The organism is Tenacibaculum sp. DPLXC6 (assembly GCF_056815515.1).
In genome coordinates this window covers 1,515,151-1,538,223 of sequence record NZ_CP141806.1, presented here as the reverse complement: position 1 = coordinate 1,538,223, position 23,073 = coordinate 1,515,151, and the positions used below count along the sequence as shown (strand labels likewise).

Genomic DNA, 23,073 nt, shown 5'->3' with positions numbered 1-23,073 from the left:
TATGAAAGAGATTAAAGTGTTAGTTGTTACTGGGATTCTTCCTGTTTCAGCTATAGAGTATAAAAAAACGGAAAATGATATATTATTAGTAACGGAGGATGAGATCAACTCGAGAAATAAAGATATCTCATTTAAATATATTTTTACTTTTCCGTATGCTAATAGGATATTAGCTAAAGCCTCATCAAAATGGAATTCATATTATCAGTTAAAACAAGAGAAAGAGTTTGAGTTAAAAGGAAGAAAATTATTCTTATTTCCTGTTTTTTTACTCCCCAAAAAAGTATTTTTTAGAAATACCTTAATAAGGTTAAGTCTTTTTTTATATAGAAAAAGAATAGAGAAAATAATTAATAATTATCAGCCAACAGTTCTTCATGCACATAATGTAGCTACTAGTGCATATATAGTACGCTTGCTGAGTAAAAAATATAATATCCCTTATATAGTCACGTTACGTGGTTTAAATAGAAATAAAGATGAAAAGGTTAAAAAAAACTTAGAAGGAGCAAGAGACTTAATAGCAATTAGCTCTCGTCAAATAGTTGAGAGTGAAATGTTGGTCAACAAAAAAGTTAATTTTATCCCACATGGAGTAGGTCAACATTTTTTTAAAAATAAAGAAAATAAAAAGATAAACCAGCCAATTCGGTTAGTTACAGTATCAAGATTATTGAAGCTAAAGAATATAGATTTAGTTATAAAAAGTTTAAGTTATTTTGAATACGATTTTATTTTTGATATTTACGGTGATGGGGCAGAGAAGCACAATTTAAGTCAATTAATAAAACAGCATAATTTAGGAGGTAAAGTTACTCTTAAAGGGTTTATTAATAATCAAGATTTGCCTTCGGTTTTATTAAAATATGATTTATTCATTATGCCAAGTTATCCTGAAACTTTAGGAAGGGTTTATTTTGAAGCTATGGCATGTGGACTACCAGTTATAGCTGCTAAAAACACGGGTATTGACGGTTTAATTACAGAGAGGAAAGAAGGGTTTTTATTAGAGCCATATGAGGAGCAAAAGTTTACTGAAGAATTACATGAAATTTTAAATGGTCTTATTTCATTAAAAGTATCTTATAAAAAGATGAGTGATAATGCCAAAATTTATGCAGAGCAATATACATGGGATAAAATTGTACCTAAGTATATCGAGCTATATAAAAAATAAATTGACTATGACTGAAAAGACATTCTTGTCGATGCTAACAATATCCTTTTTCATAAGTTGTGCAAGGATTAACTTTAATGTTCCTGTAACTAGTTATAAGATTTTGCAACATAATAAATCAGAGATAGAAAGAGGTAATATGAAGCTTAGTGCTGCCAAAATAGAATTGATAAAAGATGCAAATGAAATATTAGAAAAGAGAGAATTATATTCTGTAACTTATAAAAAACAAATTCCACCTAGCCAATCTAAACATGACTATTATAGTATAGCACCTTATTGGTGGCCAGATGAAAAGCAGTCAAAAGGTATACCATATTTAAGAAAAGATGGTAAAGTAAACCCAGAAAGCCGAGAAATTACCGATAGTTATATGGTAGGTAATTTAAGTGCCGATATATATAAGCTTGGTCTAGTTTATTCTTATACAGAAGATGAAGAATATGTTAAGTGGATAAATCAATTAATTGATGTTTTCTTTATAAATGAAGACACCAAAATGAACCCAAACTTTAACTTTTCTCAGTTAGTTAAAGGAAAGAGTAGGTCTGAAGGAGGAAGTATAACCATTGGCTCTGTTTCATTTATTCGTTTAATAGAAGGAGTACAGTTAGTTAAAGATTCTAAGACTTTTGATAAACAAAGATATAAGTTGTTAAAAAATTGGTTTACCGATTTTACCAGTTGGATGGAAAACAATAAAGCCCCAAGCGTAGAGAGCAAGGCAAAAAACAATATAGGTGTATATTACACGGCACAAATTGTTGCTTTTAATTTATTTATAGGCAATAAAACAAAAGCTAAAAAAATATTAAAGACCAAAGGTAAGATTATTGTAGAAAATCAAATAGAAGCAGATGGAAGCTTAGGAACAGAATTAAACAGAGTTAAACCATGGGAATATGTGAAGTATACATTAAGTGCTTTTGACTATTTGGTACAATTTTCAGAAAAGTTAGGAGACAATTTATATTATTATGAAAATGAAAAAGGAGGAAGTATCGAAAAAACCTATCAATGGTTAATACCCTACGCTAAAGCTGATAAGAAATGGAGTTTTGGAGGAAAGTCCCCCTCATCAAGACAAGTTCAGAGAGTCTTATTGAGGTCTAATATCCGAGGTTACAAAGATAGTGTTAAAGACAAAAATGTTGGTCTTATGCCTATTGAAATATTAACAAATAATGTGTATTGAAAAATATAGATGAATATACATTTTAAGGAATGTTTATTAAAATGAAAAAACAAACTGTTTTACATATAACGAATGATTATTCTGGATCTAAGGTTTATAAAAACTTGGTAGGAGAATTAGATAAATTAGGTTTAACCCAGGTTGTCTATAACCCGATTAAAGAAGAAAATAAAATTGGTAAAAATAAAATAGAGTTTAATGTTAAAGATTCTGAGATTATTTACTCTCATATCTTAAACAAAACTACCGACCGTGCTTTTTATAAGAAAAAGATAAAAAAGGTTTTAAAAAATATTGAAAGTAAGGTTGATCTTTCAGGGATAGATGTTATTCATGCACATACCTGGTATAGTGATGGAGGGGTGGCTTATTTATTATCAAAAAAATATAATATTCCATATGTTATTGCTGTTAGAAATACTGATTTAAATGTACATTATAGATATTTTGTTCAACATCGTGGGTTTGGCTTCAAAATTCTTAATAAAGCAAAAAGAATATTTTTAATAGGAAAATATCAAGAAACATTTTTCGATAGTTATAAAAAGGCTGATGCGATACCAATAAAAAAAATAGAAGTTATTCCTAATGGGGTAGATTTTTTTTGGATTCAAAACCATAACGAGTTTAAACCATCAAAAGAGATTGTTAAATTTAAGTTTTTATATGTAGGTACTTTTATTAAGCGGAAAAAATTGGTTGAGTTGCAAGAAGCGGTTAAAATACTTGCTACAAGAGAGGGTGTAAATTGTGAATTACATATTGTAGGAAAAGAAGGAGAGCAAACAGAAGTGATTATGGAAAACATTAAATCATTTCCAGACTTATTTAAGTATCATGGTAAAATTGAACAAAAAGAAGAATTGATTAAAATCTATAGAGATTGTCACTTTTTTACCATGCCCTCAAAGCACGAAACTTTTGGATTGGTATATGTAGAAGCAATGTTACAAGGTTTACCTATTTTATATACAAAAAACGAAGGGATAGATGGTTTTTATGATGAAAAAATTGGGGAAAAAGTTATATCAAGTGAGGTAGAAGAAATAAAAGAAGCCCTAGAGAAGTTAATAAAAAATCATAGTTTATATGTTTTACCTATAAATAAATTAAAAGAGAACCACAATTGGTGTAATATAGCAAAGGTTTATAAAGATATTTACTATAATATAAAAAGATAAATTAGAGAAAATGAAAATAATATATCTCCACCAATACTTTAAATTTCCCGATGAAACAGGAGGGACACGCTCTTATGATTTAGCTTCTTCTTTTGTTAAAAAAGGATATGATGTAACTATGATTACAGCAACATCTGACGAAGGATATAAAAGTGAGAAGCGTTGGTTCGAAATAGAAAGAGAAGGAATAAAAGTGAATTATATTTACTTACCATACGGGAATCATATGTCTTACCTACAAAGAAGTTTAGTTTTTTTTAAATTCTTATGGTTTTCTTCTTTTCGTTTATTAAAATTAAATGGAGATATAGTATTAGCTACTTCTACGCCATTAACAATAGGTATTCCTGCTTTAATAAAAAAGTGGTTAGGAAAAACGCCTTTTGTTTTTGAAGTGCGTGATGTTTGGCCAGAAGCAGTTATTGCAATCGGGGCTATTAAAAATAAAATATTACAAAAACTACTTTTTGGATTAGAAAAATTAATTTATAAAAAAGCACAGGCTATAGTCCCTCTTTCTACCGATATGCAAAAGTCGATAGTCTCTCGTTATCCTCAATTTAAAGATAAAACGGAAATTGTTATTGAAAATATAGCAGAAGTTAATCGTTTTCAAGATAATGTAAATCAAATAAATTTAGAGGAAATTGTCGGGTTTCAGCCAAGGTTTTCGGTGTTATATGCTGGTACTTTTGGAAAGGTAAATGGAATACATAAAGTGATTAAACTTGCAGAAAAAGGGTTGAAGTTAGATAAAGGATTAGTGTTTATACTCATCGGTTCAGGTGCCGAAAAAGAAAATATAACACAACTAGCAAAAGACATAGGCGTTTTTAAAAAAAATGTTTTTATCCTAGACCCAATTTCAAAAAACGAATTACCTTTATGGTATAATGCAGTATCTATGGGGTCCTCTTTTGTAATAGATATACCTGAACTTTGGGCAAATAGTGCAAATAAATTCTTTGATACTTTAGCAGCAGCAAAGCCAGTGTTAATTAATCATGAAGGTTGGCAGGCTGAAACCATAAAGAAGCAAAATGTTGGTTATGTATTACCTTTTGATATAACAGAAAAAGTTGCTGAAAATTTTGTGAAATACACAAAAGATAGTTTATTAATTAATAAACAAAGTGAAGCTTCTTTAACTTTAGCGAAAGAGAAATATTCTTTAGAAGTTGCTACACAAAATTATTTGAAAATATTTAATAAAATAAAACGAAAAATAGAACAAAACTCCGGACAGACGACACATTAAAAAGCAAAATAAAAAAATGCTCGTAAATTAGAAGAAACTACTTATGATAAAAGCATCTTGTGTGATAAATATGTAAATTTGATAGCCTCTGATTTATGAACTAAGTTGGTGAAATAAAATATTTGGTTTATAAATAACAATATTTTAAAGATTATATAGAGGTACTATATGAGGTTAATTAATTATGAAAGATTATTTTTTTGTTCCAGGAAATAGGTTACACAAATTAGCCACTATTGAAGCTTTAGGAGTTTATGTTATTATAGACCTTGAAGATGCGGTAAAAGCTTCAGACAGAGTAGCTATTATAGATGAACTATGTGAGAATCCATTAAAATATAAAAAACATTACTTGCGTATACCTTTGTATGATGTAAATTTACAGGTAAATATACAGGCTTTACAGAAGCTTATAGATGCTGGTTATAGCAATTTTATATTTCCAAAATTACAGAGTGCTTTAGATTTTGAGTTTATTATAAAAGCAATAGATAAAATTGATTTAAAACTTATATTGCTAGTTGAAACCGCTCGTTTTTTCTTGGAGTTACAACAGATACTTTTAACTAGTCAGGGATTGATAAAAGGGTTAGCACTAGGGAGTCACGATTTTATGAGTGAAATAGGAGGAAATCATACGTTAAAAAATTTGGAATATCCTCGCCTACAGTTGTTATACTTGGCACGAATGATAAATATTGAGGCCATAGATATAGCTTCTATGGAACTGAAAGATGAAAACCTACTAAGAAAAGAAATTACAGATGGTTTTCATAAGGGGTATGATGCTAAATTTTATATTCACCCATGGCAGTTAGAATGTAAAAGAAAAATGAAATTATACTCTGATGCTGATTTAGTATGGGCAAAAAAAGTAATAACTGCCTTAGGAAAAGTTGAAGATAAAGAGGAGTTCAATCCAATAATAATAGATAATCAAATAATAGAACGCCCTCATTTGAATAAGGCTAAAAAAATAATTAATCATTATGAAACCAAGTAATTTAGGAAATTTTTACGATGCTTTTGTTGTTGGGGAAACAATAAAGCATTCACTAACTAAAACAATATTTGAAAGTGACAATAATTTATTTAGTCTATTAACAATGAATCATCATCCTGTTCATTTAAGTTTGGAACATGTGAAAGATCACCAGCATGGAAAAATTTTGGTAGTAGGAACTTTAGTTTTTAGTTTAGTAGTGGGGATAACAGTCCCAGATATTAGCGGTAAAGCAGTAGCTAACTTAGAATATGAAAGTGTAAATCATATAGGACCTGTTTTTGTTAACGATACGATTAGCGCAAAAACAACGGTATTAGATAAACGTGAGTCTAAGTCCAAAAACGACAGAGGTATTGTATATGTTGAAACAATAGCATATAACCAGTATAATAAACCTGTTTTAAGTTTTAGAAGAAAAGTATTAATTCCTAAAAAAAAATAAAATGAGTGACTATTTAATGAGAAGTTTGTTGTTTGTTCCTGCTCATAACAAAAAGTTAATGGATAGTGCTACAAAAATTAATACAGATATTTTACTTTTTGATATAGAAGATTCAGTACAGCCTATGGAAAACAAACAAAAGGCACGTGATTTGGTAAGGAAAATGGTTAGTGAAGGTGCTTTTAAAGAAAAAGTAATATTCCCAAGAATAAATGATAGAGAAAGCGGACAGTTGCTAAAAGATGTAAATCAATTAACTATTGATGGAATATCTGGATTTATGTATCCAAAAGCAAAAAAAGGAGAAGATATCTATTTTTTTGATAAACTGCTTGAAACAATAGAATACGAAAAAGGAATACCAGTAGGAACGTTTAAAATAATCCCTTTAATAGAAACAGCTTCAGCTGTTTTGAATGCACAAGATATCTGCAATGCTTCTTCAAGAGTAATTGCTATAGCCTACGGTTCAGAAGACTTTATTGCTGATTTAGAAGGGCAGCATGATTTGAATCATGAAAGTCTATTTGTGCCTAGAAATATGATTGCAATGGCAGCAAGAGCTTGTAAAGTAATACCTATTGATACAGTTCATGTAAGAGTTAAAGATTTAGAAGATTTAGAGAAAAATCTTATTCTATCCAAAAAATTAGGGTATGAAGGGATGCTTTGTTTAAATCCAATAGAACTTCCTTTGGTTCATAGGTATTTTTCTCCCTCAGAACAAGATGTTAAAGAAGCCAAAGAGATTTTAAAATTAGATAAAGAAGCAAGAGAAAACAATCAAGGAGTTGCTATTATGAATGGTAAATTTATAGGACCTCCTTTTGTGTTAAAAGCAAATAAAACGATAGAGAAATATAAAAGAATAATAGGTAGAAACAATGGATAGAATAATTATTATTGGAGGTTCAGGAGCGGCAATTGTTATTGGAGAAGCAATCAATCATGCAAAAAATAAGTTTGGTTTGAAAGCAGAGTTTGTGGGGTTGTTAAATGATGCTGATGTTACAGAGATTAATGGAGTTCCGGTTTTAGGAAAAACAGAAGAAGCAAAAAAGCTTGTTAAAGAAGGGTATAAATTTCTGTTTACAATTTATAAGATGGGAGGGCAACCAGAAAGAATTAAGCTTTTTAAAAGTTTAAATATACCTAATGATAGTTTGTTTACTTTTATTCACCCTCTAGCTTTTGTATCGCCTTCAGTAATGTTAGAGCCTGGTGTTGTTGTCATGCCTAATGCAAGTATTTCTTGTGGAACAAGAATAGGGAAGTGCAGCTTAATAATGAGCAATGTTACAATTGGACATGATAATAAAATAGAAGAGCATTGTTTTTTTACAGCCAGTTCATGTTTAGGTTCTTATTTGGAAATAGGTGAAGGTGTTTGGGTTGGTATGAATGCAACTATTAGGGGAAAACAAAGTATTGGAAAGTATTCAGCATTAGGAATAGGTAGTATTGTAACCAAAGATGTACCAGAAAATGAACTATGGGTTGGAACTCCTGCTAAGTTTCACAAAAGTGTAAATGATAAAATTACAATGTAATGTATATATATATAAAAAGAGTTTTTGATATTTTATTTTCTTTTGTTTTAGCTCTAATTTTTTTACCTATCATCTTAGTGTTATTAATTTACCTGAAAATACATTTTAAATCTAATCCTATTTTTAAGCAGAAAAGGTTAGGGTACAAAAATCAAGAGTTTTATATATTTAAGTTAAAAACAATGAAGGATGTTTTTGATGAAGAAGGAAACCCTTTACCAGATAAAATGAGAATAACAAGACAAGGGGCTTTAATTAGAAAGTTATCTTTGGATGAGATTCCTCAGGTTTTTAATATTTTAAGAGGAGAAATGTCTTTTCTAGGTCCAAGACCATTATCGATAAAAAATTTACCCTTTTATAGCAAAAGGGAATTAAAAAGACATAATGTTAAGCCTGGAATTAGTGGTTTAGCACAAGTCAATGGAAGAAATTCGTTAGATTGGAATAATAGGCTTGAGATGGATGTGTATTATGTGGAAAACTTATCCATGATGTTAGATATTAAAATTCTTTTAAAAACTATTCAATATGTAATTTCTAGGAAAGATATTGCAATAACCCCTCAGATACCATCTCTAATTAAGACTAGATCGAAAAGCGAAAAGACAGTTAATGATTGAAATAATAAATAAAGATATTAGAGTTTTTCGTGATGATCTTTATCCATTTTTGGGAGGAGGGAATAAAGGTCGAAAAATGGATGCCATTGCTAAGGATGTTTTTTTGAAGAAAGCCAATGCTTTAGTAACCACTGGAGGTTTTCAGTCCAATCATTGTAGAGCTGTCGCTGTTTTTTCTGCCCAGAAAAAAATCAAATGTACTCTGGTTTTACATGGTTCAAGAGAAGATTTTTTAAAAGAGTCAGGAAATGCTAAAATAATGCGTCTTTCGGGAGCAGAGATTGTGTTTGTAGATAATGCAAGCCAAATTAGTAATGCTATGGACAAAGCAATGGAGCTGTATAAAAATACAGGTTTTAAACCGTATTATATTTGGGGAGGAGGACATACTCTTGAAGGAGGGTTGGCTTATATTGAAGCTGTGCAGGAACTAAAAACATATAGTAATAAAAATAGTTGGATACCAGATTATATTTTTCATGCATCAGGTACAGGATCAACACAATCGGGTATCATGGCTGGCTTAGATAAGTTTGGTTTTGAAAACACGAAGGTTATAGGGGTTTCTGTGGGTAGAAAGTCTGAATTGGCAACAAAAATTGTCGATGATTTTTATAAAAAGCTTTGTGTAAATTATCATATTAATTGTTTAAAAAGAGAAGTTATTGTTTTAGATGATTATTTGATGGGAGGCTATGGGCATTTCAATGAAGAACTAAAAAAGCTAAGTCTTAATTCTATAAGAAAATACGGTTTTACTTTAGATACTTGTTATTCGGGAAAAGCCTTTTACGGAATGTTAGATTATATAGATAAAAATAAAATTAACGATAAAAATATTCTGTTTTGGCATACGGGAGGAATATTTAATTTTTTAGCCGAAGAATAATATGAATATACTTTTTACTTGCGCAGGTAGGCGTAATTATCTAATCAATTACTTTAAAGAAGCACTAGGAGGAGAAGGGAAAGTCTTTGCGACTGATATGCAACTCACAGCTCCGGCATTAGTAGATGCAGATGTAGCCATTAAAGTTCCAGCAATCTATAATGATGACTATATACCATCACTTTTAAAAATAGTGAAAGAAAATCAAATAAATTGTGTTATTTCTTTAAATGATTTGGAGTTGCCTATTTTAAGTGAGGCTAAAACTAAAATAGAAAACTTAGGAGCTAGAGTTATTGTATCTGATAAAAATGTGATTAAGATTGCTTTTGATAAATGGGAGACAGTAAAATTTTTAGAAAACATAGGGTTAAAGTCACCAAAAACCTTTATTGATATCAATAAGGCTAAAAAAGCTCTTGAGTCAGGAGAACTGAAATTTCCATTGGTTGTAAAACCGCGTTGGGGAAGTGCTTCTATAGGAATCGATTTTCCTGAAGGTTTAGAGGAGCTGGAGCTTGTCTATAAGCTGCAAAGCATACGTTTAAAAAGAACAATTCTTGCTGAAGCCAGTAAAGAAGATATAGGCCATGCCATTTTGATTCAGGAAAAAATTCCGGGAACAGAGTACGGAATGGATGTATTAAATGACTTTAATAAAGCTTATGTAGGGACTTTTGTTCGAGAGAAAATACAAATGCGATCAGGAGAAACAGACAAAGCGATGTCTGTAATAGAAACCAGATTTGAGCAAGCAGGAAAAGTAATAGGAGAAAAACTTAAACATATTGGAAATCTAGACTGTGATATTTTTGAACATGAAGGAGAGTTGTATGTTTTAGAGTTAAATCCACGTTTCGGAGGGGGATACCCATTTTCACATGAAGCAGGAAATAATACAGCGGCAATTTTTATTGAATGGTTAAAAGGGAATAATAATATAAGTTCATTTTCAAATTACAGATCTGGAGAAATGTTTTCCAAGTGTGATAGATTATTAAAAGTGAATTAATTCTTATAAGAAGTAGAAAAAATAACTTTTAATATAAAAATTATTCCGACAAAGAAAAGTATAAAAATGAAAGAAAAAATATGGCTTTCCTCTCCACACATGGGAGGTAGCGAACAAAAATATGTACAAGAAGCGTTTGATACCAATTGGGTAGCGCCTTTAGGACGTAACGTAAATGGTTTTGAACAAGATTTAGAGGAGTATGTTGGAGAGAATTCAAAAGTTGCTTGTTTAGCTTCTGGAACTTCAGCCCTACATTTAGCATTGATTTTAGCGGGAGTAAGCAATGGAGATGAGGTTTTGTGTCAAAGTATGACCTTTTCCGCTTCTGCAAACCCAATAACGTACCAAGGGGCTATTCCTGTCTTTGTAGATAGTGAAGAAGAAACTTGGAATATGTGTCCAAAAGCGTTAGAGGAAGCTATCAAAGAAGGTATGGCTAAGGGGAAAAAACCAAAAGCAATCATAGTGGTACATTTATATGGGATGCCTGCTAAAATGGATGAAATTGTAGCGATTTCTAAAAAATACGGTATAACCTTAATAGAAGATGCGGCGGAAGCATTAGGTTCAACCTACAAAGGACAAAAATGTGGTACGTTTGGTGATTTCGGAATTTTATCATTTAACGGAAATAAAATAATCACAACTTCTGGTGGAGGTGCTCTGGTATGTAAGAATGAAGAAGATAAACAAAAAGCCATTTTTTTAGCAACCCAAGCACGTGATAATGCCCCTCATTACCAACATTCACACATAGGATATAACTATCGTATGAGTAATATTGTGGCAGGTATAGGTCGTGGTCAAATGGAGGTGTTAGATAAACACATTGGTTTTAGAAGAGCTAATAATCAGTTTTATCAAGAAGTATTCAAAAATGTAGATGGAATAAGAGTTTTAACAGAACCAACATCAGAATATTTCTCTAATCACTGGTTAAGTGCTGTAGTTATAGAGGAAAGTATAACGGGTTTTTCAAGAGAAGAGCTACGTTTAGCTTTAGAAAAAGAGAATATTGAATCTCGTCCCTTATGGAAACCAATGCATTTACAACCTGTTTTTAAAGATTGCAAATATTACGGAGCTAACATCTCAGAAAAATTGTTTGAAGAAGGATTATGTTTACCATCAGGTTCCAATCTCATAGACGAAGATAGAGTACGAATAAAAGGAGCGATTCAAAAACTAATAAACTTATAATTCTGAATTCAGGTTTTCCTGAGCCTTAATTTTTCAATACATTAGTATAATATCAAAAAAGCTATCATGATTTTTAAACAAACAGATATTCCTGAAGTTGTAGTTATTGAGCCCAAGGTTTTTGGAGATCAAAGAGGGTATTTTTTTGAGTCTTTTAATCAAAAAGAGTTTGAAGAAAATATTGGACGAATAAATTTTGTTCAGGATAACGAATCCAAATCAGTTTTTGGAGCATTAAGAGGATTACATTTTCAGAAGCCTCCATTTGCACAAGCTAAGTTAGTGAGATGTATTCAGGGTAAGATATTAGATATTACGGTTGATATTCGAAAGAACTCACCTACTTATGGGGGATGTTTTTCAGTAGAGTTATCCGAAGAAAATAAAAAACAATTATTTATACCGAGGGGATTTGCACATGGATTTGTAACTTTATCTAAAGAAGCTATTTTTGCATATAAAGTGGATAATTGGTATGCACCAGAATACGACTCTGGAATTATTTGGAATGATCCTACTTTGAATATTGATTGGGAAATTAATTCAGAAGAGGTAATACTTTCTCCAAAAGACCAACAACTTTTAACTTTTAAAGAGCTAGAAACTCCATTTATTTATTAGTAGCTTTGAAAAGTTTATATAGTAAATTTTTATGAGGAACATATGTAACTAATAGAGCTATACATGATTATAGGTATGCTATAGATTCATCAAAACTCAAAAATGAATTAGGCTGGGAACCGTCTTTACAATTTGAGGAAGGCATAGAAAAAACAGTAAAATGGTATTTGGAAAATAATGAATGGATTGACCGTGTAACAAGTGGAGAGTACCAAAAATATTATAAAGAAATGTATGAATAATAAAAAAGCCAAAACTTTTAGTTTCGGCTTTTTTATTTATGAGATAGAGATTTATCTAAGTCTACTTAAGCTTAAATCATTATTGTATTTAACAATAAATAATCCTTGATTTCCGCTACTTCCAAACATTTTTTTATGATAGTCAAATTTATTTTCAACACGTAAAGAAACTCCTTTTTTAAAGGTTTCTGTAAGCTCATTTCCTGAAGCCAAACGCATTAAAACATCATATGTAATATCAAACCCTTTAATAGCATAGTCTGAAGGAATAGTATTATTTTTTTGTAAATATTTGTTATTGAAATCTTTCGTTTCTAAGGCGTCTTCGTCTGAATAAGTGTTAGAAACGTAAGTAAAATTGATGCTGGAAAGCTTATTATTATCAATCTTATCATAAGCGTTACCTTTGCTGGTAGCAAATACTTGAACTTTAGTTTCATCAGGTAAGCTAATCATACTATTTAAAGCATCAGCAACAACTACATTATCTTCTGAAGCAAAGATTACCCAGTTATGTCTTTTAGAAGACATCTTACTTGTAAAGCGCTCTCTTTTTATATAACCTTTTTCTGGTTTTAAAACATGTATATTATTAATACTATCATGTTTTTTTAGCTCAGAAATAATTTTAGAAACCCTCGTGTTTGTTTCTTTTTGATCATCACTAACAATAAAAATTTCTTGATCTTTATAGCTGTCTTTTAAATAAGAAGCTAAATAACTCACATAATTATCTTTTTCAGGTGAAGTTTTAACTAATTTAGAAGAAGAGAATTTACTTTGTTTACTAGAGTAATGAGGAAAAACTACAGGAGCATTTACATCGCGAGCAACAACTTCAGCTTTATCAGAGTAAAAAGGACCAATAACTACATCGGTATTTTCTAGTTTTTTGTCTTTTAATATAGTTGCTATATTTTTTCCTCTGTTTCCTGTATCGAAAACATTAACTTTTACTTGTACTCCTTGCTTTTTAATAGAGTCAATAGCTATCTCTGCCCCAAGATAAAAGTCAGTAACCATATTTGCTAATTGGTTTCCTTCAAAAATATCTTTACTTGATTGAGAGTTATACTCGTCAGCTTTAAATGGAAGTAAAATGGCAAGGTTTATAGAAGTATCTGTTTGAACAGAATCTTTATAAAAAGTATAATTCTCTTTTTTATTTACTTCTTCAATAGGTTTAATTTTTAATAATTGACCTATTGATAATTTATTATCAACTAAACCTGGATATTCAGGGTTTAAACGTAATAAATCTTCTTTGGATACATTGTAGAAACGAGTTAAACTATACATAGTTTCTTTACTCTTTACAGTATGCGTTAAGAACTTTTCTAAAACTTTTTCTTTATCAATAGTAATAGTTTTCTTGATTTCCTTAACCTTTAATACCTGACCTATACTTAAATTATTACTTTGAATATTAGTGTATTCAGGATTAAATTTAATTAAGTCATCTTTGGTAATACCGTACTGTTTTGTAATGCGATACACAGTTTCTCCTTTTTGAACTTCGTGAGTCTCATATTCAACAATTGTTTGTTTAAAAACAGTATCATCTTCATTAGTTTCAGGAGTTGTATCCTCAACATCATTAGTATCGGTAGTATCTACAGTTTCTTCTTCAGGAGAAGAAGAAGTAGATGAAGAAGTATTCTTTTTAATTTTAGGATTAGGTATTACAATTACCGTGTTAGCATCTGGACGTCTTCCAACATCTGGGTTTAAACGTAATAAATCTTTTGTTTTCATGTCCAAGCGATCTGCAACGTCTCGCATCGTTTCTCCTTCTTGGATTTTGTAAGATACGTAACGCTTTTGCTGCCCGCATGAAACGGTAATAGTTAAAATACAAACTAATAGTAAAAACTGTAATTTCTTCATCTACTCTTTTTTTGAAATTAATAATGGATTTTTATTCCCATTCAATTGTTGCTGGTGGTTTAGAGCTAATATCATATACAACTCTATTTACACCTTTTACATTATTTATTATTTTATTTGATGTTTTTTGTAAAAACTCATAAGGTAAATTAACCCAATCTGCTGTCATACCATCTGTACTTTCTACAGCTCTTAAAGCAACTACCTTTTCGTAGGTCCTTTCATCTCCCATAACTCCAACAGAGTTTACTGGTAATAAAATAGCACCTGCTTGCCATACTTTATCGTACAATCCGCTTTCTTTTAACCCGTTGATGAATACAGCATCTACTTCTTGCAAAATACGAACTTTTTCAGCGGTAATATCCCCCAAGATTCGGATAGCTAAACCAGGCCCTGGAAATGGATGACGACCTAATAATTCTTTATCAATTCCCATAGAAGCACCAACTCGACGTACTTCATCTTTAAAAATCATACGTAAAGGCTCAACAACTTTCAATTTCATGAAATCAGGTAAACCACCTACATTGTGATGACTTTTAATAGTAGCTGAAGGACCTCCGTTAACTGAAACTGATTCTATTACATCAGGATATATAGTTCCTTGTGCTAACCATTTAGCATCTTCTATTTGGTGTGCTTCATCATCAAAAACATCAATAAAAACCTTACCAATAGCTTTACGTTTTGCTTCTGGGTCACTTAATCCAGCTAGTTCGTCCAAAAAACGTGCCGAAGCATCCACTCCTTTAACGTTTAACCCCATACCTTCGTATTGCTTTAATACATCGGTAAACTCATTTTTACGTAATAATCCGTTGTTTACGAAAATACAGTGTAAATTACTTCCAATTGCTTTGTGTAGTAAAACTGCAGCTACGGTAGAATCTACTCCTCCAGATAAACCTAAAACAACTTTGTCATTACCAATCTTAGCTTTTAATTCAGCTACAGTTTCGTCAACAAAAGAATCTGGTGTCCATGTTTGAGCTACCCCAGCTATATTAACTAAAAAGTTTTGTAATAATTGTTTACCATCTGTAGAATGATATACTTCTGGATGAAATTGGATAGCATAAGTAGTCTCTCCATCAATTTTGTATGCTGCATTTTGTACATCATGAGTACTTGCTAATAATGTTCCTCCAGTTGGTAACTCTTTAATAGTGTCTGAATGACTCATCCAAACTTGACTTCCTTCAGAAATATCTTTAAAGAATTCTTCTCCTTCTTTAATAAAAGATAAGTTAGCTCTACCATACTCACGAGTATTAGAAGGAGCTACTAAACCACCTGAAAAATGAGCTAAATATTGAGCTCCATAACATACAGCTAATAAAGGTTTTTTACCTCTAATTTCAGATAAATCAGGGTGTGGAGCTTCTTCTGAACGAACTGAAGATGGGCTTCCTGAAAGGATTACAGCTTTAAAATCGTTTAAATTTTGTGGTATTTTGTTGTAAGGGTGAATTTCACAATAAATATTTAATTCTCTTACACGGCGCGCAATTAACTGTGTGTATTGCGATCCGAAATCTAATATAAGTACGTTGTGTTGTTGCATGCGCAAAAATAGTACTTAGATTTTATATTTGCGAGAATATTTAGTAAGAAATTAAAGAGTTTTTTAAACTATTAAATCTTGTAAACTATGGCATTAATATTCATGCCAGCACCTACTGATGCTAAAATAATAACATCTCCTTTTTTTACTTCTTGGTTTTCAATATTTCCTTTTAAAACTAAATCGAGTAGGGTAGGTACGGTTGCTACTGAACTATTTCCTAATTTGTGGATACTCATTGGCATTATACCTTCAGGAACAGGCTTTTTGTATAATCGATAAAAGCGTTTAATAATAGCTTCATCCATTTTTTCATTGGCCTGATGGATAAATATTTTTTTTACATCATCAATGCTTACGCCACTTTTATCTAAAGCAGTTTGCATTGCTTTAGGTACATTAGTTAATGCAAACTCATAAATTTTTCGGCCGTGCATTTTAATGTAACGAACATCTTTGTCTTTACTCTTGTCATTTGAGTTGCCAAAAAATAAATAATAGGCTTCATCTTTAGTAAAAGTTTGCGAAGCATGGCTAAGAATACCACTATCGTTTTTGTCTGTAGCTTCCACGATACAAGCGCCAGCACCATCACTATAAATCATGGAGTCACGATCGTTCATATCTATAACTCTTGATAGTGTTTCACCTCCAATAACTAAACATTTCTTTGCAATGCCAGCCTTTATAAAAGCCTGTGCTTGAATAACACCTTCAATCCAACCAGGACAGCCAAATAGAATATCATATGCTACACAATTAGGGTTTTCAATTTGTAGTAAATGTTTTACACGAGTTGCTAAACTTGGAAGAATGTCACTTTGAATAGTGTCTTTTTTTACATCTCCAAAATTATGAGCAAAAATGATATAATCTAATTCTTCTGGATTAATATTAGCATCTTCAATTGCCTTTTTTGCCGCAAAAAAACCAAGATCTGAAGCTTTATATTCTGGTTTAGCGTATCTACGCTCTTCAATACCGGTTATCGATTTAAACTTTTCAATAATCACAGGGTTAGAATTGTCAAAGGAAGTTCCATCAGCATTTAAAAAGAAACTGTCATTAAACTTACTATTTTCTTTTTTTATTGATGGAATAAAGGCTCCTGTTCCTGTAATTACGGATAATTTCATTCGAGATACTAATTTTTAAATATTGAGTAGTTACAAATAAAGCATTTTTATTGACGATAACCACTTTATATACAGTCAATTTTTTAGAATTATGATATTCTTAAAAAATGAAGTGTGTTTTGTTTTTTTATAAAAAACAAATAGGCTTTTTTAAGATTTTAATGCTATAGGTGTTATAAATAGGAGCTATCAAAAGAAAAAGGCAGTAAAGATAGTAACGACTCAGTTTTCACAATTTTACCAACTTCTCCCATAAAAATAATCTCTATAGGTTGTTGTTGATTTATTTCATACTCTGATAATGTTTGACGGCATGCACCGCAAGGCCCAACAGGTTTATCTACTGTTGAGTTTTCAGAGGCTGCAGTTATAGCTATTTTTTTGACCTTCATATCAGGAAATTCAGAACCAGCTTTCCAAATAGCAACACGTTCTGCACACATACCAGAAGGGTATGCAGCGCTCTCTTGATTATTACCTAAAACAATTTCACCATTATCAAGTAATATAGCAGCACCAACATTAAACTTTGAATAAGGGGCATAAGCTTTCTGTCTTGCTTCAATAGCTTTTTCCATTAAAAAGGCATCTTCGGTTGATAATTGTGAAATATTATCAAATAAAGTAGCAGTAGTGGTTACATCAATTTTTTCCATCGTAAATAAATTAGTCAAAAAAAGCAGTCGGTAAGACTGCTTTTGTATTCTGATACGAATTTATAAAAAAAAAATCTGTTTTTTAATAAACTTCATACAGTTCTCCTAAATCAAAAGATAAAGAAAAACGTAAAGTATTTTCTAAAGGATTATTAACTGCTGCTGTGTTTACTAAATATGATAAATCTAGAGTAAAAGCTCTTGCAGTAAACCCGGTACCTAAAGTAAAGTACTGGCGTTGTCCTTTTTCTTCACTCTCATGAAAATAACCAGCTCTAAGAGCAAAGGCGTTGTTGTATAAATATTCAGCTCCTAAAGCCCAAGTAGTTTCTTGTAATTCTTCACTAAAGCTTCTGTCTCCTAAAGAAGTAAACATTCCTTCAAACCAACCTCTTTCAGAGTTAGGGCTAGATGGAACTAATAATTTTGTGAACTCTAAGTTAAGCCCTAAAATATTTTTGTCATCAAAAATGAAGTCAAAACCACCACCAACTTTAGCGTTTGTAGGAATAAAGTTAGGAACACCAGGGCTGTATTCAACTTTTGGACCTATGTTAGATATGTTAAAACCTAACCTGTAGCGTCCGTTAAAGCTTCCATAGTTATCTTCTTTAGATTGATAATAACCAGAAACATCAACTGCAAAAGAATTAACGGCATCTAAATTAGAGTCGTTACTTCTTATTTTGTAGTTTGAGTGGATGTACTTTAAACCAATTCCCATAGAAAAAGTTTCACTTAACTTTAAAGAATAAATTCCTGTAATGGCTAATTCATTAGGATTTTCTATCCCATTAGAAGTACCACTGTCATTTGTTAAAGCTACTTCTCCAAGAGAAAAATACTTTAAATCAACTCCCCAAGCTGATTTTTCGCTATACCTATTAACATAAGAACCTCCACCAACAAAAATATCATCAGTTAAGTTTCTAAGCCAAGGAGTATAGTTAAGTCCTATGCTTATTTTGTTTTGATTAAATGCAGTTTTTGCAGGGTTATGAAAGATAGAAAAGGCATCTGAAGATGTAGCAACTCCAATATCCCCCATACCACCAGCACGAGCATCAGGTGTAATCAATAAAAAAGGCATTGCCGTTGTATTTATTGATGTTTGGGCTTGCGCTTTATTTTGAAGGGTAAAGCACACAAAAAATAATACGATTGATAATTTTTTCATGTAAAATTTGATTAATTGTTTAGCAAATATATAATTTTTCTTGGGGGAGTATACAACTAATAACTTTTTTTGGACTTCTTGTAATACTTAGCTTAAAAGTTTATTTATTAGTTTAATAACGTAACGTGATTACTAACGTAATATTATATGTGTTGTTAGATTTAAGAGAAAAATTATTTTTTACCGTTAAAAATATTAAACTTTAACAGCCTATATTTTAATCTTTTTCTTAGATTCGTAATACTAAAGTATAAAAACTGTCGTTTGTAATCTTGCATAGACAAGGTTACTAAATGTGAATTTATAGATAAATTAGTTGTAAGAAATTAGAAATATTGTAAATTGCGACACCCTTAAAAAACAGTTAAAAATACATGAAAAGTACGTTGAAATTATTTAGTTTATTAGCGATCACTGGTTTATTAATTACTTCTTGTAAGAGTAATGGAGCTAGATCGGGTAAGTCTTCATTAACTGGTTGGAACTTTAATGATCCTAATTATGGAGGTTATTTGAAGGGAGAGTACAAAGAAGGTAAAAATGTGCCGCCAGGGATGGTTCATATTGAAGGAGGTACCTTTACTATGGGATTAGTTCAAGATGATGTTATGTTTGATTGGAATACAACTCCTCAAAAAATGCACGTTCGTACTTTCTATATGGATGAAACAGAGGTGACCAATGCAGAATATGGATTGTTTATGCAATACACTAAAGATGTATTCCCTCCTGAAGATCCGCAGTTTAAAGATATTTATCCATCAATATTACCAGATACATTAGTATGGAGAAAAGGTTTAGGTAATACAAACTTATTATCTGAAAGTTATTTAAGACATCCTTCGTATGCAGAATATCCTGTTGTTGGGGTTAGCTGGATACAAGCCAATAAATATTGTAAGTGGCGTACTAATGCTGTTAACTTAAAGATATTAATGGATAAAGGAGTTATAAAAAACATCTTTAAGGAAGATTCAATAAGCTTTAAAGGAGAAAATAACTTTGATACAGATACATATTTAACAGATCCTTATGCCATTTTTGATGGAGATTCTACAATCTATAAAAAAGGTATCCCAGTACCAAGATCTAAAGGTGAGCCTAAACCAGAAAAAGGAGCTTTTACAGGAAGACAAGTAACTTCTTCTGATGGTATATTATCTCAGAAATTTAGATTACCAACAGAGGTAGAGTGGGAATATGCAGCAAAGTCTATTTTTGAAAACCGTGAGTATAATAATATTAGAGGTAGAAAGAAGTATGCTTGGAGTGGAAAATATACTCGTGATAGAGATAAAAGAAGAAGAGGAGATCAGTTAGCTAACTTTAAGCAAGGTAAAGGAGACTATAGTGGTATTGCTGGTTGGAGTAGTGATGGATCAGATATTCCTAACGCTGTTAAAAGTTACCCTCCTAACGCCTTTGGTTTATATGATATGTCAGGTAACGTATCTGAATGGGTACAAGATGTATATCGACCAATTATTGATTCAGAAGCAAATGATTTCAATTACTTTAGAGGTAATATTTTTACTAAAAAATTAATTAACGAAGATGGTAAAGTTGTTATTGTTGGTGATGGAGAAGTAGAATATGATACTCTAGAAAACGGTAGAATTGTACCTAAAGATTTACCAGGAAGTGTTAAGTATATTCCAATTACTAAAGAAGATACTTACATGAGAAGAAACTATAACTTAGCTAATAACTCTAGTTTAGGTGATGGTGACCAAGCTTCTTCTAAGTTCTACGGATTAGACAAAGATCAATTAGATCGTACTACAAGAATGTATAATTCTCCACAAAAGCCAGAAGCAGAAGTTGATACTTTAGGAAATGTTGTTAATAATTATAAGTATGACGACAAGAGAAGAACTACATTAATTAGTGATAAGTCTAGAGTTTACAAAGGTGGTTCTTGGGCAGATAGAGAGTACTGGTTAGATCCTGCTCAAAGAAGATATTTCCCAGAATATATGGCAACGAACTATATAGGGTTTAGATGTGCTACTGATAAAATGGGACCAATGGTTTTAAACAAAAGAAAAACCGCTACACCAGATAAAGTGAAATAATAGTTGAACCTAAAATTATATAAGAACCTCATTGAATCTCAATGAGGTTTTTTATTTTTACAATATGAAGATAGAAGATTTATACAAGCTGTATATCGCTCATGGTTTAGTAGATACAGATACTAGAAGTATTAGAAAAAACACACTTTTTTTTGCTTTAAAAGGAGAAAACTTTAATGGAAATAAGTTTGCAGAAGAAGCTATTAACAAAGGTGCTAGTTATGCAGTAATTGATGAAGTTGAGTATAAAACTTCAGAAAAACTAATTTTGGTTAAAAATGTTCTAGAAACACTTCAAGAACTAGCAAATTATCATAGAAATCAATTGAGTATTCCTATAATTGCTTTAACAGGGAGTAATGGAAAAACAACTACAAAAGAACTAATAAATGCAGTTCTTTCAACAAAGTATAAAACAACAGCTACTTTAGGTAACTTAAACAATCATATTGGTGTACCATTAACCTTATTGTCAATGAATAAAGATACAGAGATAGGTATTGTTGAAATGGGAGCTAATCATGCAAAAGAAATTGATTTTTTATCAAGAATAGCGAACCCTGATTATGGTTATATAACAAACTTCGGGAGTGCGCATTTAGAAGGTTTTGGTTCTTTAGATGGTGTGGTAAAAGCTAAATCTGAATTGTATGATTTTTTAAGAGCTCATAATAAAAAAGTTTTTGTCAATCCTACAGATGAAAAGCAAGTAGAAAGAACAGAAGGTATAGAGGCAATTACTTTTGAAAAAAGTATAAAATTTACTGAAGCAAATCCATTTGTAAGGCTATCTTATAAAGATACTGATGTTTTAAGTAATTTAATAGGAGCATATAATTTTGCTAATATATCAGCAGCAATAACTATAGGAAACTACTTTAACGTGTCATTAGAACAAATAAAAAATGCTATTGAGAGTTACGTTCCTTCTAATAATAGATCTCAGATAATAAATACTGATACTAATAAAGTAATTCTAGATGCATATAATGCTAACCCTACAAGTATGAAAGCTGCTTTAGAAAGTTTTAGTAAACTACATGGTAATAATAAAACAATAATTTTAGGAGATATGTTTGAGCTTGGAGAATATAGTTCAAAAGAGCATCAGAACATAGTAGATATGATTGAAAAACTAGATTTAAAAAAAGCTTTTCTTATAGGGGACAATTTTTATGAGACAATTACTGAGTGTAAAAAGTTTAAGAACTTTTATGAGTTTGAAGATTATATAAAGAATAACCCAATAGAAAATAGTACAATTTTAGTTAAGGGGTCAAGAGGGATGGCTCTTGAAAGAATTGTAGAGTCCTTTTAAAATGAATGATTTCGATGAAAGTCAACTAAATTATCAATTGGGCGTTGAATAATATCCGTAACGATTAAGTTATTTTTAAAAGCAACTTTCTCTAATATATCCTGAAAGTAATAGGCTATTGATCCGATAAAGTAAATTGGGGTATGTTTGTCTTTTTCAAACGGAAGAATACGATACTTAAAAAATTCTTGAACCCCTTTTTTAATCATTTTTCTGATATACTTTTCATCTTTATATTCTAGCATAAATTTAGCAAAAGAAGCCAAGTACATATTTGGGTAAGGCTTTCTATAAAGATTCATTTTTACGGTATCTGTATCAAGTTCGAAAGAAGTTTTGAAAGCCGAAGCAATTTTTTTAGGCATTTTATCGTAATAGAAATCACGTAATAATTGTTTGCCAAAATAATTTCCACTAGCTTCATCCATAATAGTATAACCTAATGAAGGAGCTGTAGTAGTTATGTTTTTGCCATCGTAATAACAACTATTTGATCCAGTTCCTAAAATGCAAACAATTCCAGGTTTGTCACCTGTACTAGCATAAACAGCAGCTAAAGTATCTTCTGAAACAAATACTGTAGCTTTTTTGAAAATAGATTTTAGAACATCTTGTAAACTTTTAGCAGCTTTAGGGCTTCCACAACCAGCTCCGTAAAAATGAATCTGTAAAGCGTTATTTTGTACTTTTAAGAGATCATCAGTACTATTGATTGTACTAAGCATTTCATCCTCTGTGAGAACCGACGGATTTAAGCCTAGAGTAGTTGTCCTAAAAACTTCTTTTTTAGTATCGTCAAGAGCAATCCAATCAGCTTTAGTAGAACCACCATCAGCAATTAAAATCATATGTAGTTAT

The 23,073-nt window shown here is 31.0% G+C and carries 21 protein-coding genes and 1 pseudogene; 16 read left to right on the top strand and 6 right to left on the bottom strand.

The genetic code is table 11. The features are described 5' to 3' along the window. Position 1: 1 nt before the first annotated feature. The 14 genes and pseudogenes from VCM48_RS06985 to VCM48_RS06920 all read left to right on the top strand — a co-directional run. Positions 2 to 1,177 carry a glycosyltransferase gene (locus tag VCM48_RS06985; RefSeq protein WP_482272104.1) on the top strand — a complete coding sequence of 392 codons (1,176 nt, stop codon included), beginning with the start codon at positions 2 to 4 and terminating at the stop codon, positions 1,175 to 1,177. A 7-nt stretch (positions 1,178 to 1,184) separates the two neighbouring features. Further along, on the top strand, positions 1,185 to 2,372 hold the full coding sequence (locus VCM48_RS06980; protein ID WP_482272103.1) for an alginate lyase family protein: 1,188 nt from the start codon (positions 1,185 to 1,187) through the stop codon (positions 2,370 to 2,372). Positions 2,373 to 2,413: 41 nt separating this feature from the next. Then, positions 2,414 to 3,553: a glycosyltransferase family 4 protein gene (locus VCM48_RS06975; protein ID WP_482272102.1), complete on the top strand. Its 1,140-nt coding sequence runs from the start codon at positions 2,414 to 2,416 to the stop codon at positions 3,551 to 3,553. Positions 3,554 to 3,563: 10 nt separating this feature from the next. Further along, entirely contained in the window at positions 3,564 to 4,811 is a 1,248-nt protein-coding gene (locus VCM48_RS06970) for a glycosyltransferase family 4 protein (RefSeq protein WP_482272101.1), read from the top strand. 184 nt (positions 4,812 to 4,995) lie between these two features. Beyond that, entirely contained in the window at positions 4,996 to 5,814 is an 819-nt protein-coding gene (locus VCM48_RS06965; RefSeq protein WP_482272100.1) for an HpcH/HpaI aldolase/citrate lyase family protein, read from the top strand. Then, positions 5,801 to 6,259: a MaoC family dehydratase gene (locus VCM48_RS06960; protein ID WP_482272099.1), complete on the top strand. Its 459-nt coding sequence runs from the start codon at positions 5,801 to 5,803 to the stop codon at positions 6,257 to 6,259. The genes VCM48_RS06965 and VCM48_RS06960 overlap by 14 nt, the downstream gene beginning before the upstream one ends. A 1-nt stretch (position 6,260) precedes the next feature. Then, the gene (locus tag VCM48_RS06955; RefSeq protein ID WP_482272098.1) at positions 6,261 to 7,151 is read left to right on the top strand and encodes an HpcH/HpaI aldolase/citrate lyase family protein; all 891 of its coding nucleotides are present in this window, start codon (positions 6,261 to 6,263) and stop codon (positions 7,149 to 7,151) included. Then, a complete protein-coding gene (locus tag VCM48_RS06950; RefSeq protein WP_482272097.1) occupies positions 7,144 to 7,809 on the top strand; it encodes a NeuD/PglB/VioB family sugar acetyltransferase in 666 nt (221 codons plus the stop codon). The genes VCM48_RS06955 and VCM48_RS06950 overlap by 8 nt, the downstream gene beginning before the upstream one ends. Continuing rightward, positions 7,809 to 8,432 (top strand): sugar transferase, encoded by a 624-nt coding sequence (locus tag VCM48_RS06945; protein WP_482272096.1) that lies wholly within the window; start codon positions 7,809 to 7,811, stop codon positions 8,430 to 8,432. Before VCM48_RS06950 ends, VCM48_RS06945 begins: the two co-directional genes overlap by 1 nt. Beyond that, positions 8,425 to 9,321, top strand: coding sequence for a 1-aminocyclopropane-1-carboxylate deaminase/D-cysteine desulfhydrase (locus VCM48_RS06940; protein ID WP_482272095.1), 897 nt, complete (start codon positions 8,425 to 8,427; stop codon positions 9,319 to 9,321). Before VCM48_RS06945 ends, VCM48_RS06940 begins: the two co-directional genes overlap by 8 nt. 1 nt (position 9,322) lies before the next feature. Then, positions 9,323 to 10,333: an ATP-grasp domain-containing protein gene (locus VCM48_RS06935; RefSeq protein ID WP_482272094.1), complete on the top strand. Its 1,011-nt coding sequence runs from the start codon at positions 9,323 to 9,325 to the stop codon at positions 10,331 to 10,333. A 66-nt stretch (positions 10,334 to 10,399) separates the two neighbouring features. Continuing rightward, the gene (locus tag VCM48_RS06930; RefSeq protein WP_482272093.1) at positions 10,400 to 11,536 is read left to right on the top strand and encodes an aminotransferase class I/II-fold pyridoxal phosphate-dependent enzyme; all 1,137 of its coding nucleotides are present in this window, start codon (positions 10,400 to 10,402) and stop codon (positions 11,534 to 11,536) included. Positions 11,537 to 11,602: 66 nt separating this feature from the next. Next, on the top strand, positions 11,603 to 12,157 hold the full coding sequence (gene rfbC / locus VCM48_RS06925; RefSeq protein ID WP_482272092.1) for a dTDP-4-dehydrorhamnose 3,5-epimerase: 555 nt from the start codon (positions 11,603 to 11,605) through the stop codon (positions 12,155 to 12,157). A 38-nt stretch (positions 12,158 to 12,195) separates the two neighbouring features. Then, positions 12,196 to 12,399: pseudogene (locus tag VCM48_RS06920) on the top strand (GDP-mannose 4,6-dehydratase); the annotation flags it as partial. A 51-nt stretch (positions 12,400 to 12,450) separates the two neighbouring features. Here the strand turns inward: VCM48_RS06920 and VCM48_RS06915 are convergent. The 5 genes from VCM48_RS06915 to porV form a co-directional block, all read right to left on the bottom strand. Beyond that, complete coding sequence (locus tag VCM48_RS06915; protein ID WP_482272091.1) at positions 12,451 to 14,286, bottom strand: amino acid ABC transporter substrate-binding protein; 1,836 nt, start codon at positions 14,284 to 14,286, stop codon at positions 12,451 to 12,453. Positions 14,287 to 14,317: 31 nt separating this feature from the next. Next, positions 14,318 to 15,853: a glutamine-hydrolyzing GMP synthase gene (gene guaA / locus VCM48_RS06910; protein WP_121148125.1), complete on the bottom strand. Its 1,536-nt coding sequence runs from the start codon at positions 15,851 to 15,853 to the stop codon at positions 14,318 to 14,320. 71 nt (positions 15,854 to 15,924) lie between these two features. Further along, positions 15,925 to 16,989, bottom strand: coding sequence for a 3-oxoacyl-ACP synthase III family protein (locus VCM48_RS06905; protein ID WP_482272090.1), 1,065 nt, complete (start codon positions 16,987 to 16,989; stop codon positions 15,925 to 15,927). A gap of 173 nt (positions 16,990 to 17,162) precedes the next feature. Beyond that, positions 17,163 to 17,645 (bottom strand): cytidine deaminase, encoded by a 483-nt coding sequence (cdd, locus tag VCM48_RS06900; RefSeq protein WP_482272089.1) that lies wholly within the window; start codon positions 17,643 to 17,645, stop codon positions 17,163 to 17,165. An 82-nt stretch (positions 17,646 to 17,727) separates the two neighbouring features. After that, positions 17,728 to 18,822 carry a type IX secretion system outer membrane channel protein PorV gene (porV, locus tag VCM48_RS06895; RefSeq protein WP_121148133.1) on the bottom strand — a complete coding sequence of 365 codons (1,095 nt, stop codon included), beginning with the start codon at positions 18,820 to 18,822 and terminating at the stop codon, positions 17,728 to 17,730. A 374-nt stretch (positions 18,823 to 19,196) separates the two neighbouring features. Here porV and gldJ point away from each other — a divergent pair, with 374 nt between their 5' ends. Together gldJ and VCM48_RS06885 are read left to right on the top strand one after the other, a co-directional pair. Continuing rightward, positions 19,197 to 20,897 carry a gliding motility lipoprotein GldJ gene (gene gldJ / locus VCM48_RS06890; protein WP_274641113.1) on the top strand — a complete coding sequence of 567 codons (1,701 nt, stop codon included), beginning with the start codon at positions 19,197 to 19,199 and terminating at the stop codon, positions 20,895 to 20,897. A 64-nt stretch (positions 20,898 to 20,961) separates the two neighbouring features. Beyond that, positions 20,962 to 22,215: a UDP-N-acetylmuramoyl-tripeptide--D-alanyl-D-alanine ligase gene (locus VCM48_RS06885; protein ID WP_482272088.1), complete on the top strand. Its 1,254-nt coding sequence runs from the start codon at positions 20,962 to 20,964 to the stop codon at positions 22,213 to 22,215. Here the strand turns inward: VCM48_RS06885 and VCM48_RS06880 are convergent. Further along, the gene (locus VCM48_RS06880; protein WP_482272087.1) at positions 22,212 to 23,063 is read right to left on the bottom strand and encodes an N-acetylglucosamine kinase; all 852 of its coding nucleotides are present in this window, start codon (positions 23,061 to 23,063) and stop codon (positions 22,212 to 22,214) included. The genes VCM48_RS06885 and VCM48_RS06880 overlap by 4 nt on opposite strands. Positions 23,064 to 23,073 lie beyond the last annotated feature (10 nt).